The following is a 12,233-nucleotide window of genomic DNA, read 5'->3' as shown; positions in this document are numbered from 1 at the left end:
CTTCGGTCGGTTCGGGATGATGGTCGCGCAGATCCTGACATCGGAAGGCCTGGAAATCACGGCGATCGACAACCGCCCGGACCGGATCGCCTATGCGCGCAAGCTCGGCTACAAGGTCTATTACGGCGACGCCACGCGTGCCGACGTTCTTGCTGCCGCGGGCGCGGGCAAGGCGGCCCTGATCGCGATGTGCATCGAAAATGACCGTGTGATGAGCCGATCGATCGGACTGTTGCGCGAAGGGTTCCCGAAAGCGGCCCTGTTCTGCCGGGCGACGGACAGGGCGCATGCGCTCGTGCTGACGAAACTGGGCGTCGACTATCAGATCAGGGAAACATTCGAATCGAGCGTTGCCTTCGGAAAGGCGGCCCTTGAAAGGCTCGGCATTCCCGCCGACCGCATCGCCCAGATCGAGGAAGACGTCCGCCGCCGCGATAAGGAACGTCTCGCCATGGAATTGACCGACGGACCCTTCGCGGGGACCGACCGTCTTCACGGGGTCACACCGCGTCGCAAGTCCAGCGTCGGCGAGGAAGAAAACGCCGGTTCATCTGCCTGAACCCGTCCGCAAGGGCAAGCGGCCGGTGCCTTCACGTCCGTTCGGGTGCACGTGTCAGGGCAGGGCGTCGAAGCCCGCGGAAAATCCGTTCAGGGAGATCGGGATGCCGATGCCTTCTTCCGGTGTCTGGAAAATGATGAAGGTCGCCTGTCCGCCGGCTTTCAGCTTGGCCAGCAGTGCATCTTCCAGGATGACCTCTGCAATGCAGCCGTTGGGAAGGCAGCGGACAAACCCCGCCCGTCCGATATCAGCGTCATCCACCCTGAGCCCCAGCCCGGAGGGGAGCAGCACGCCGAGGGGGGCGAGGACCCGCAGGATACGTGCCTGCTTGTCGGCGGTCTTCAGGACGATGACCGACAGGCCCACGTTTTCGCGGTCTTCGGCCGTCACGTTCTGGATCAGGGCACATTGCTCGCCTGTGGCACCCGGCGGCGTATCGCACCGCATCTGCCAGTCGCCGTGGGTGGCTTTGACTTCGCCTTGAGCCGCCACCGGCGGTACGGAAGCCGTAAGGCCTGCCGCGACCATGCTCACGGCCAGCAGTGGCTTGCACAGTTTTTTGCCGTAAGGCCCGGCCAGCGTCCGGAGAAATGCGGTACGGTATTGCAACGAACGGATCGACAAAGATTCCTCCAGTCAATTGCGCCAGTCTATTCCGATCCGGATCACATCGGTTATCAACCGGTATCCGGAAGACGAATCAGCGTCAGATTTCATCGGCGACATTGCCGTAACAGGGTGTCCATGACCAGCCCGTAGGCGTTGTCGACAGCATATTCCTTGGTTTTTTAGCAGAATTCGGTCAGTCATTGATAAATATCAACTAGAGAGGCGCGGGCCGCCGTGAAATAATTACCCGCAACACCATTGCAGATAGCCGATTGTTGTGTTTTTTGTGCGGCATTAAGCCTCTAGTATGATGCATGCGGCAGATCGCCGCTCCAGCTACGGGCGAGATCGCGCTACATTGGCGATTGTGGTTATGATGCGGCAAATCCGGATTGGAGTGCCGTTTCTTTGGCAGGGTACTGCCTAAATGTTGAGCGGGCTTTTCGGTCCGGGAAATAGGCATGCGTGGTCCGCCCGGGATGTGGCGGATTAAGAGGGAAGGGAGCGAAGACGTGAAGGCTATCCTCAAGCGTCTCATGAAGCTGACGGGCGGTGCGGCTGCACTGACCGCTTCAACTGGGGCGGTTCTGGCTGAGTCCGGAATCAAGCCGTGGCAGCTCGGGCTGCAGGCGTCCGATACCGAGGTCATGGACGGCATCCATGCGTTTAACAGTCTGACACTCGGAATTATCACCGTCATCACGCTGTTCGTCCTGGCCTTGCTGGTGATCGTGATGGTGCGGTTCAATTCCAAGGCCAATCCGACCCCGTCCCGGACATCGCACAACACGATGATCGAGGTGGTCTGGACGATCGTGCCGATCCTGATCCTTGTCGTGATCGCAATTCCGTCGTTCCGCCTGCTCTTCAAGCAGCTCGACATCCCGGAATACGACATGACGGTCAAGGTGACCGGCTACCAGTGGTACTGGGGATATGAATACGCCGATGAAGGCATGGAGGATGTGAGCTTCGATTCCATCATGCTGAGCGACGACGAGCGCAAGGAAGTCGCCGAGGCCCGTGGTGTCGAGCTGTCGCAGGTGCCGCGTCTTCTGGCTGTCGACTATTCGATGATTGTTCCGGTGGACAAGACCGTGCGTGTCCAGGTGACCGCCGCGGACGTTCTGCACTCTTTCGCCATGCCGTCATTCGGCGTGAAGGTGGATGCCGTACCGGGACGACTGAACGAAACCTGGTTCCGTGCCCGCAGCACCGGTGTCTACTATGGCCAGTGCTCCGAGCTTTGCGGCAAGGATCATGCCTACATGCCGATCGCCATCCGTGTCGTCACCCAGGAGCAGTATGATGCCTGGGTCGAGGCGGCCAAGGAGGACATCGATGTGGCAAACGAGCAGCTGATGGCCTCGATCGATGCCGCGCGCAAGTCTGCCGCTGCCGACACCACTGCGGCGAATATGAAGGTCGCCGCACGGTAAGCTTCCGGACGGCATTGAAACTGGGGAAGCTGCGCGCTCAGGGCAAACAGGCGCGCAGCGTGTGAAATCTACGAGGGAGCACAAGCATGGCTGCGACCGACGCCCACGCAGCGCACGATCATCCGACAGGATGGCGCCGCTACGTTTATTCGACAAACCACAAAGACATCGGCACGATGTACCTGATCTTCGCGATCATGGCGGGCATCATCGGTGGTTTCCTGTCCGTGATGATGCGGTGGGAACTGGCCGAGCCGGGCATTCAGATCTTCCACGGTCTCGCATCCATGGTCTACGGCGCCGAAGGCGATGCGGCCATCGACGCCGGCAAGAGCATGTTCAATGCCTTCACGACGGCGCACGGCCTCATCATGATCTTCTTCATGGTCATGCCGGCCCTGATCGGCGGCTTTGCCAACTGGTTCGTTCCGATCATGATCGGCGCGCCGGACATGGCATTCCCGCGCATGAACAACATCTCCTTCTGGCTCCTGCCGCCGGCGTTCCTGCTGCTGCTGCTCTCGGCCTTCATGCCGAGCGCGCCTGGCGCCTACGGTGTGGGCGGTGGCTGGACCATCTACCCGCCGCTGTCGACCAGCGGTCAGCCCGGGCCGGCCATGGATATGGCGATCCTGTCGCTGCACATTGCCGGTGCCTCCTCGATCCTCGGGGCGATCAACTTCATCACCACGATCTTCAACATGCGTGCGCCGGGCATGACCCTGCACAAGATGCCGCTGTTCGCCTGGTCCGTGCTGATCACCGCGTTCCTGCTGCTCCTGTCCCTGCCGGTTCTGGCCGGTGGCATCACCATGCTGCTGACGGACCGCAACTTCGGGACGACGTTCTTCGATCCGGCCGGCGGCGGTGACCCGATCCTGTTCCAGCACCTGTTCTGGTTCTTCGGCCATCCGGAAGTGTACATCCTGATCCTGCCGGGCTTCGGCATCATCAGCCACATCATTTCCACCTTCTCCCGCAAGCCGGTCTTTGGTTACCTCGGCATGGCCTATGCCATGGTCGCCATCGGTGTCGTCGGCTTCATCGTGTGGGCGCACCACATGTACACGGTGGGCATGTCGGTCGACACGCAGGCCTATTTCGTTGCGGCCACCATGGTCATCGCGGTGCCGACCGGCGTGAAGATCTTCTCCTGGATCGCCACCATGTGGGGCGGCTCCATCGAGTTCCGCACGCCTATGGTCTGGGCAATCGGCTTCATCTTCCTGTTCACCGTTGGTGGTGTGACCGGGGTGCAGCTCGCCAACGCCGGTCTCGACCGCGCTCTGCACGACACCTACTACGTTGTGGCTCACTTCCACTACGTTCTGTCGCTCGGCGCCGTGTTCGCGATCTTCGCGGCCTGGTACTACTGGTTCCCGAAGATGTTCGGTTACATGTACAATGAGACGATCGGGAAGTTGCACTTCTGGATCACCTTCATCGGCGTGAACCTGGTCTTCTTCCCGCAGCACTTCCTGGGCCTCGCCGGCATGCCGCGCCGGTACATCGATTACCCGGATGCGCTGGCCGGCTGGAACCAGGTATCCTCCATCGGTTCCTACATCTCGGCCTTCGCGGTTCTGGTGTTCCTCTTCGGTATCTTCGAGGCCTTCGCCAAGAAGCGTGCCGTCGGAAACAACCCGTGGGGCGAAGGTGCAACGACGCTCGAGTGGACCCTGTCGTCCCCGCCGCCGTTCCACCAGTTCGAGACGCTGCCGCGCATCAAGTAACGGCAAACGGCCGGTGGATCCCGAAGGACCCGCCGGCCGGACCCGACATTCGGCATCGCGCTGTCCGGCGCGGTGCCGCAACATAAAAACACCGGCGAACAAACTGCTGCCGGTTTGGGAAGAGAATAAGGATAGGCCGCATGTCGCTCGCAGAGCGCCACGAAATGATGACCGGAGAAGACGCCACCTGGGACGGCGGAATGGGATCGGTCGGCGACTACATCGCGCTGTTGAAGCCGCGTGTCATGTCGCTGGTGATCTTCACGGCCTTCGTCGGCATGATGCTCGCGCCTGGCCAGATTCATCCGGTTCTGGCGGGCGTAGGCCTTCTGTGCATCGCTATCGGCGCCGGCGCCTCCGGAGCGCTGAACATGTGGTATGATGCCGATATCGACCGCATCATGTCGCGCACCCAGAAGCGTCCGATACCCGCAGGCAAGATCACTCCGGACGAGGCCCTGGCATTCGGCCTGACGCTCTCGCTCGGTTCCGTCCTGACGCTTGGTCTCGTGGTAAACTGGTTCGCCGGGGCCTTTCTCGCTTTTACGATCTTCTTCTATGTGGTGATCTACACCATGTGGCTGAAGCGCTCCACGCCGCAGAACATCGTCATCGGTGGCGCGGCCGGCGCTTTCCCTCCGATGATCGGCTGGGCGGCCGTGACCGGCAATGTCAGCCTGGAAAGCCTGGTCCTGTTCCTGATCATCTTCATGTGGACGCCGCCCCATTTCTGGGCGCTGGCTCTGTTCAAGAGTGGCGACTACCGGGCCGCCGGTATCCCGATGATGCCGGTCGTGGCGGGCGAATCATCCACCCGTACGCAGATCCTCGCCTATGCGGTCATCCTTGCGCCGATCGTGGTCAGTCCGTATCTGCTCGGTTTCGCGAGCCCGGTATATGGCGCCGTGTCGTCTGTCTTGAGTGCCGTGTTCGTTGCGCTCGCCTTCAACGTCTGGCGGAAGCGCGAAGGCGACGCCGCGCGCAAGGCCGCGGTTCGGCTCTTCAGCTATTCGATCCTTTATCTCTTCCTGATTTTCGCTCTTCTTCTTGGCGAAAACCTTCTGGCACGGCTGGTCTGAGGTGGTCATGGAAGACAATGGCGTGAAATTGACCGAGAAGCAGCAGAAGAACCGTCGATCGCGGTCGATCGCGATCGCGCTTGTGCTTGCCGCGCTGGTTGTTCTGTTTTACGTGGTCACCATCGTGAAGATGGGGCCTGACGTTCTCACCAGGCCTTTGTGAGGATCGATATGACCAACCGCCCCGCCCCACAGTCTGATCAGTCTGCGCGCCGGAACCGGATCGTCGGTCTTGTCTGCTTTGGCCTGTTCGTCTCGATGATCGGTGCGGCCTACGCCGCGGTCCCGCTTTACCAGCTTTTCTGCCAGGTGACCGGCTATGGCGGCACGACCCAACGGGCCGAAGCCGGCTCCGATGTGATCATCGACCGTGAAATCACGGTTCGGCTCGACGGCAATGTCAATCCGGGATTGCACTGGACGTTCAAGCCCGAGATAAAGACCGTCAAACTGAAAATGGGCGAAACGGCCCAGATGATCTATCTGGCCACCAATGATGCGGACCACCGGACCATCGGCACGTCGGTTTTCAATGTCACGCCGAATGAGGCCGGATCCTATTTCAACAAGATCCAGTGCTTCTGCTTTACCGAGCAGGCTCTCGAGGCAGGCGAAACAGCGGAAATGCCCGTTGTCTTCTTCGTCGATCCTGAAATGGCGAAGGATCCGAATCTGACACACGTGAAGGAAATCACGTTGTCATATACATTTTACCCGGTCGAAGAACCGGTTAAACCAGTTGCGGCGCGGACCCAAAATGGTCCGGTCGCGGAAGATAGGCTATAGAACCGTGGCGATGGACGCGACGGTATTTGGGAACTCTGGGGAGCACGCCTATGGCTGAGGCACACACCAAAAATCACGACTATCATCTGGTCGAGCCCAGTCCGTGGCCGTTTACCGGCTCGGTCGGCGCTTTCGTTATGGCCATTGGCGCCATTGGCTGGATGAAAGGCCTTCAGGACAAGGAATTCTCCATTTTCGGTATCGACTTGACCGGCTGGGGTATCTTTGCGGTTGGCCTGCTGATCGTGCTCTACACCATGTTCGGATGGTGGCGTGACACGATCCGTGAAGGCGGGGAAGGCCATCACACGCGCGTCGTTTCGCTCCATCTGCGCTACGGCATGATCCTGTTCATCGCTTCGGAAGTGATGTTCTTCGTTGCGTGGTTCTGGGCTTATTTCGACGCGTCCCTGTTTTCCGGAGAGGCGATCCAGTTCACCCGCGCCGAAGTGACCGGCGGCCATTGGCCCCCGGCAGGTATCGAAACCTTCGATCCCTGGCACCTGCCGCTGCTGAACACGATCATCCTGCTGACCTCGGGCACGACCGTGACCTGGGCCCACCACGCGCTGCTGCACAACGATCGCCAGGGCCTGAAATGGGGCCTGACGCTGACCGTCCTGCTTGGCGTTGTGTTCACCATGACTCAGGCATTCGAATACGCACATGCTGCCTTCGACTTCGGCGGCAACATCTATGGCGCGACCTTCTTCATGGCGACCGGCTTCCACGGCTTCCATGTGATCGTCGGTACGATCTTCCTGCTGGTCTGTCTGATCCGTGCTTTGAACGGCGGCTTCACCCCCGAAAAGCACTTCGGCTTCGAAGCCGCAGCCTGGTACTGGCACTTCGTTGACGTGGTTTGGCTGTTCCTGTTCGCCTCCATCTACGTCTGGGGTGCGGGCGTGCCTGCCGCCCACTGATCCGGGCACAAGAGAAATTGCCAGGCGCCCGGTCCACGCAAAGGATCGGGCGCTTGTCGTTTGACAACACAGTTCGAAACGGTGGGGGCCGGTCGAAAGCTTATGAAAGGCTCAGACGTGACAGATAAAGCCCATTATCCGCCGGTCAACCCGATCTCAGCCGGTCTGTCCGGACGCTGTCCCCGTTGCGGCCAGGGAAGGCTGTTTTCCGGATTTCTCACCATCGCAAAGTCCTGCCGCAACTGCGGTCTGAACTTCGACTTCGCCGACAGCGGCGACGGTCCGGCCGTGTTTGTCATCATGATCGTCGGGTTCATCATCGTCGGTCTGGTGCTCGCCGTGGAACTCGCCTTCCAACCGCCGATCTGGGTTCACCTCGTTGTCTGGCTGCCGCTGACGGTCATTCTGGCGGGAGGTGTTCTGCGCCCCCTGAAGGGTGTCCTGATCGCCATGCAGTACAAGCACAATGCCGAGGAGGGCCGTCTTGACCAGTAAGACGGCCGTTGGAAGTAGCAGTCCTTTCAGAAAATTACTGTGGCCCTTTCTGGCGACGGTGTGCGCGTTGGCCATCCTATTGAAGCTCGGTTTCTGGCAGCTCGATCGTCTGGCCTGGAAGGAAGCCCTGATCACCAAGGTCGCCGAGGACCTTCGGCTCGATCCGGTGCCCGCTCCGGGGCCGGATCGCTGGCCGGCAATGGACATGGAAGACGCCGATTACCGCCATGTCATGACCAGCGGCCGGTTTCTGGAGGGTGCTGCGCTGTACTATATCGCGCTCTCTCCGGCGAAAGGCCGATATTCCGGACCGGGATACTTCGTCTACAGCCCGTTTGAGACCGGTGACGGCTGGCTTGTCATGGTCAACCGGGGTTTTGTTCCGCAGGATGCGCCCACGGAGGTCAGGTCGGCCGCCTTGACGCCGCCGCCTGGAACGATGCGTATCGAAGGCGTGTTGCGCCGGTCCGAAAAACCGAACTGGGCGACCCCGGAAACCGATGTGAAAAACCGGACCTGGTTCGCGCGGGACACCGACGACATGGCCGCCGTGCTGGGCGTGCCGGACGAGAAGATCGCCCCGTACAGCATCGATCTGGACGCGACGTTTACACCGGCCTCGGGCCTGCCCCAGGCCGGCGAGACGATCGTGAAGTTCAAGAACGATCACTTGGGCTATGCCTTGACCTGGTTCGGCCTTGCCGCGACCCTGGTCGGTGTCTTCCTCACCTATGCGGTGAGCCTCCTCGGCCGAGCGCGGGCATAAAAAAACGGGGACGCTTAGGTCCCCGTTTTCAATTCGGACGAACCGTCTGGTTTATGGTTCAGGAAAGCGCCTCAAGAATGGCGGCTGCACCGGACTGGGTCACTTCCCGGCCGTCTTCGGTGCCCAGATAGGTTACGACGCCGTCCTTGGCAATCAGCGCGAACCGTTGGGCGCGGGTGTGGCCCAGGATCGGCGCTTCCATCGACAGGCCGATTTCCTTGACGAAGTCGCCGGAGGTATCGGACAGGAATTCGATCTTGCCGTTGGCGTTGGTCGCCTTGGCCCATGCGTCCATGACGAACAGGTCGTTGGTCGCAAGCACGGCAATGGTATCGACACCCTTGGCCTTGATGGTGTCGCCATGTTCCACGAAGCCGGGCAGGTGGTTCATGTGGCAGGTGGGCGTGAAGGCGCCGGGCACGGCAAAGAGCACGACGGTCTTGCCGGCGAAGACGTCGTCCGTGCTGGTTTCGCCCGGGCCATTCGCCGTCATGTGATGAAATTTGGCCTGCGGAATTTTGTCGCCGACTTTGATGGTCATTCAGGTATCTCCCCAAGTGTCTGAAGTCAGTAATACGACTTAGGGCCTGGCATGGCCTACGTCGAGGTCCGATGCGAATAAATCTGTATCGACGAGCTGCTAATTCAGCAGGTCCGCCGAGAGTGCGTGCCGGCTTTCCACCGCTTTGTCGCCGTCGACAAGAACGAGCGTCAGATCGGAGCCTCCGTCGGTCCGCGCCAGCCCGTTGGTCGAAAGCGTCCAGACCGCCGTGCTTCCAACCCGTGACTGAAGGGCAGGGACGCCGATATAGGAGCCTTCCGGTCCTTCGGCAAAAAGCCCGGGTTCAGATGTGTCCGGATCGACCTTGGCCGTGATCTTCAAAACCGGAGCGTTCTTGCCGGGCTCACTCGCAATGGAAACGATCCCGGAAGCAGGTCCTTCTACAGTTTGAGGCACCAGCGCCAGGTCACGGTCGATCAGCAACGCGGAGACCTTGTCTTCAGGGGCCGTCGGTTCCAGCGTGAGGTCGAACTCCCCGTCGCCGGGCACGCAGATATCCTTGCAAATCCCGAAGAACAGGGATGCCTTTAACCGCACAGGGGCTTGGGGATCCTTCGGCGTAATCAGGATCGGCAGCACGACGTTCTCGTCATAGACGATCGAGGTGGAAAAACCGTCGTTGTAGCGTCCGGGTGCCGGATAGCTGACCTTCGTCCCGGCAAGGTTCTGTGAGCCGGAAAAATCGAAGGTCGGCGGAACACCGGCCTCGCCCGGATAACGCCAGTATGTATGCCAGCCGGGGTCTAGGGAAAATTCCAGGCCCGCGCGATAGGCTCCGTTTTCCAAGGGGCCTGACGTTATCAGCCTTACCGCGCCGCCGGTGACAGAGACCCAGTCCGTGGTCGCTGCCTTAACGGGCTGGCTTGCAAGCCAAAGTGAGGCGAAGAGGAGGAAAAGTCGGGTTTTCATGATCGAATATCTACACCATGGGACAAACGGCGTCACGGGAAGGCTAAACGCAATCCGGTCATTTCGGTGTGACAGAGACGTGAGCACATTGCATGGTCGAACCGCGTCGGAAGGCGTTAACAATCGCGATGGAACAGGTTAGGGTGACGTCGCGCGCTGGAGTTTGGGAGTGATCAACCGGTGAGGTGTAGATGACGGATCAGTCGACCGCGGATTCTCTTGAGGGGCAGCTGTTGGTTGCCATGCCGAACATGATGGACGGGCGGTTCGATCACTCCGTTATCTATCTGTGCTCCCATTCCGAACAGGGAGCGATGGGTCTGATCCTGAACCAGATTGCTCGTCACCTGTCCCTGGAGGAACTGCTGATCCAGCTCAACATCCTCGATGACGAAACTGCGATCCGTCTGCCGTCGAAAATCCGCGAGATGAATGTCCACAAGGGGGGGCCGGTCGAGGTCGAACGCGGGTTCGTGCTCCACAGCGACGATTTCGTCATCGAACGCTCGACGCTGTGCATCGCCGACGGCATCTGTCTGACGGCGACCCTGGAAATCCTGAAGGCCATGGCCGAAGGCGGCGGGCCGGAGCAGGCGATGCTTGCGCTCGGCTATTCCGGCTGGGCGCCCGGGCAGCTTGAGAATGAAATCCAGGCGAACGGCTGGCTCACCTGTCCGGCAAACCCGCAGCTCGTTCTCGATCCGGTCTATGACGACAAATGGCAGCGCGCGCTGATGTCGATCGGTATCGATCCGGCCATGCTGTTCGGCGACGCCGGTCACGCCTGAACCGGGAAGGGCCAATTCTTCAAACGAAAAATCCACTGTCGGGGTCAACTTACCCCTGACAGGCCTATGGTTTTGTTTTAAATCCGGCAAAGTTTGATTTAGGGTGAGCGAAAACCGGAAGCGCGTTGTTTCCGGGACGAAAGAGAGTTTGGAGGCAATTGGCGCGGTGAGATATTTCAGTACGCGTGGCGAAGCACCTGTCCTTGGATTTTCAGACGTTCTTCTCCAAGGCCTGGCACGGGACGGCGGGCTCTACCTGCCGGAATCCTGGCCGAGCTTTGACGCGGCCAAGATCGCTTCCTTTGCCGGTAAGCCTTACGCGGATGTTGCGTTCGAAGTCATCGCGCCCTTCGTCGGCGACGCCGTTCCGGCCGACAAGCTCCGCAAGATGATCGCGGACACTTACGCGGAATTTCGCCACGAGGCCGTAACACCGCTGGTGCAGATCGCACCGAATGCCTTCGTCCTGGAACTGTTCCATGGCCCGACGCTCGCCTTCAAGGATGTGGCGATGCAGTTCCTCGGCCGGATGATGGATCATGTCCTGACCGAGCGGGGCCTGCGGGCGACCATCGTGGGCGCCACGTCCGGCGACACCGGCGGTGCCGCCATCGAGGCCTTCCGCGGACGGGAACGCACGGACGTCTTTATCCTCTTCCCCGACGGCCGGGTATCGCCGGTGCAGCGGCGGCAGATGACGACGCCGTCGGAAGCCAACGTCCATGCCCTGGCCCTCAGCGGAAATTTCGACGACTGCCAGACGATCGTCAAAGGCATGTTCAACAACTTCGCCTTCCGCGACCGGGTGGCGCTGTCCGGCGTGAACTCGATCAACTGGGCGCGGATCCTGGCGCAGATTGTCTATTATTTCGTTTCCGGCGTGGCCCTAGGCGCCCCGCACCGCCCGGTGTCCTTCACCGTTCCGACCGGCAATTTCGGCGATATATTTGCCGGCTATGCCGCCATGAAAATGGGCCTGCCGGTGGAGAAGCTGGTGGTGGCGACCAACGTCAACGATATTCTGGCCCGCACGCTGGAGACCGGATCTTACGAAATGCGCGGGGTGACGGCGACCACGTCTCCGTCCATGGATATCCAGATTTCCTCCAATTTCGAGCGCCTCCTGTCGGAAGTCTACGGTCATGACGGAGAGGCCGTGCGCGGGCTGATGAACCGCCTTGGTCAGTCCGGCAGCTTCACCATTGCCGACGCTCCGCTGGCGAAGATCCGGGAACGGTTTGCCGCCGGGCGCTGCGACGAGGCAGAGACGGCTGCGACCATCGCCGACACGTTGAAGGGCAGCGGTTATTTACTCGATCCGCATACGGCAATCGGGGTCCATGTCGCCAGGGATCATGCCCACGACGGCGTGCCCATGATCGTGCTCGGCACGGCGCATCCGGCGAAATTCCCGGATGCGGTGGAAGCAGCCTGCGGTGTCCGGCCGGAACTGCCGGCCGAACTTCAGCCGATGATGACGGCGGAAGAGCGCCAGCAGGTCCTTGCGGCCGACCAGTCGGCGGTGGAAAGGCATATCGAGACCCATGCCCGCGCCGTACATAGCGGGGTTTGATTGATGGAGGTC

General features: G+C 60.6%; 14 protein-coding genes. 11 read left to right on the top strand and 3 right to left on the bottom strand.

What is annotated here, in order from left to right; translation table 11 throughout:
• Positions 1-559, top strand: a 559-nt coding sequence (locus tag ABIN98_RS14055; RefSeq protein ID WP_346910878.1) for an NAD-binding protein, incomplete at its 5' end; no start/stop codon positions are given.
• 54 nt (positions 560-613) lie between these two features.
• Here ABIN98_RS14055 and ABIN98_RS14050 read toward each other — a convergent pair.
• Positions 614-1,087 (bottom strand): invasion associated locus B family protein, encoded by a 474-nt coding sequence (locus ABIN98_RS14050; protein WP_346910889.1) that lies wholly within the window; start codon positions 1,085-1,087, stop codon positions 614-616.
• Between the two features lie 623 nt (positions 1,088-1,710).
• Between ABIN98_RS14050 and coxB the strand changes: the two genes are divergently transcribed.
• The 8 genes from coxB to ABIN98_RS14010 all read left to right on the top strand — a co-directional run bounded on the left by coxB (position 1,711) and on the right by ABIN98_RS14010 (position 8,389).
• The gene (gene coxB / locus ABIN98_RS14045) at positions 1,711-2,607 is read left to right on the top strand and encodes a cytochrome c oxidase subunit II (protein ID WP_394701504.1); all 897 of its coding nucleotides are present in this window, start codon (positions 1,711-1,713) and stop codon (positions 2,605-2,607) included.
• An 86-nt stretch (positions 2,608-2,693) separates the two neighbouring features.
• A complete protein-coding gene (gene ctaD, locus ABIN98_RS14040) occupies positions 2,694-4,340 on the top strand; it encodes a cytochrome c oxidase subunit I (RefSeq protein ID WP_346910877.1) in 1,647 nt (548 codons plus the stop codon).
• 140 nt (positions 4,341-4,480) lie between these two features.
• Positions 4,481-5,419 (top strand): heme o synthase, encoded by a 939-nt coding sequence (cyoE, locus tag ABIN98_RS14035; RefSeq protein ID WP_346910875.1) that lies wholly within the window; start codon positions 4,481-4,483, stop codon positions 5,417-5,419.
• Positions 5,420-5,426: 7 nt separating this feature from the next.
• On the top strand, positions 5,427-5,582 hold the full coding sequence (locus ABIN98_RS14030) for a hypothetical protein (protein ID WP_346910873.1): 156 nt from the start codon (positions 5,427-5,429) through the stop codon (positions 5,580-5,582).
• An 8-nt stretch (positions 5,583-5,590) separates the two neighbouring features.
• Positions 5,591-6,205, top strand: coding sequence for a cytochrome c oxidase assembly protein (locus tag ABIN98_RS14025; protein WP_346910871.1), 615 nt, complete (start codon positions 5,591-5,593; stop codon positions 6,203-6,205).
• Positions 6,206-6,255: 50 nt separating this feature from the next.
• Positions 6,256-7,128 carry a cytochrome c oxidase subunit 3 gene (locus tag ABIN98_RS14020; RefSeq protein ID WP_346910869.1) on the top strand — a complete coding sequence of 291 codons (873 nt, stop codon included), beginning with the start codon at positions 6,256-6,258 and terminating at the stop codon, positions 7,126-7,128.
• Positions 7,129-7,230: 102 nt separating this feature from the next.
• Positions 7,231-7,623: a DUF983 domain-containing protein gene (locus tag ABIN98_RS14015; RefSeq protein WP_346910867.1), complete on the top strand. Its 393-nt coding sequence runs from the start codon at positions 7,231-7,233 to the stop codon at positions 7,621-7,623.
• Between the two features lie 58 nt (positions 7,624-7,681).
• Positions 7,682-8,389 carry an SURF1 family protein gene (locus tag ABIN98_RS14010; RefSeq protein WP_346910886.1) on the top strand — a complete coding sequence of 236 codons (708 nt, stop codon included), beginning with the start codon at positions 7,682-7,684 and terminating at the stop codon, positions 8,387-8,389.
• Between the two features lie 58 nt (positions 8,390-8,447).
• Here the strand turns inward: ABIN98_RS14010 and ABIN98_RS14005 are convergent, their stop codons facing one another.
• The gene (locus tag ABIN98_RS14005; protein WP_346910865.1) at positions 8,448-8,930 is read right to left on the bottom strand and encodes a peroxiredoxin; all 483 of its coding nucleotides are present in this window, start codon (positions 8,928-8,930) and stop codon (positions 8,448-8,450) included.
• Between the two features lie 99 nt (positions 8,931-9,029).
• Complete coding sequence (locus ABIN98_RS14000; RefSeq protein WP_346910863.1) at positions 9,030-9,860, bottom strand: protein-disulfide reductase DsbD domain-containing protein; 831 nt, start codon at positions 9,858-9,860, stop codon at positions 9,030-9,032.
• Positions 9,861-10,051: 191 nt separating this feature from the next.
• On the opposite strand from ABIN98_RS14000, the gene ABIN98_RS13995 reads away from it, so the two are divergent.
• Positions 10,052-10,648 carry a YqgE/AlgH family protein gene (locus tag ABIN98_RS13995; RefSeq protein ID WP_346910861.1) on the top strand — a complete coding sequence of 199 codons (597 nt, stop codon included), beginning with the start codon at positions 10,052-10,054 and terminating at the stop codon, positions 10,646-10,648.
• A gap of 166 nt (positions 10,649-10,814) precedes the next feature.
• Complete coding sequence (gene thrC, locus ABIN98_RS13990) at positions 10,815-12,221, top strand: threonine synthase (protein WP_346910859.1); 1,407 nt, start codon at positions 10,815-10,817, stop codon at positions 12,219-12,221.
• The last annotated feature ends 12 nt before the right edge of the window (positions 12,222-12,233 follow it).

This window comes from uncultured Roseibium sp. (genome assembly GCF_963675095.2).
Taxonomy (GTDB): domain Bacteria; phylum Pseudomonadota; class Alphaproteobacteria; order Rhizobiales; family Stappiaceae; genus Roseibium.
Note: the sequence above shows the minus strand (reverse complement) of the source record. Positions and strands in the feature narration are given on the sequence as shown.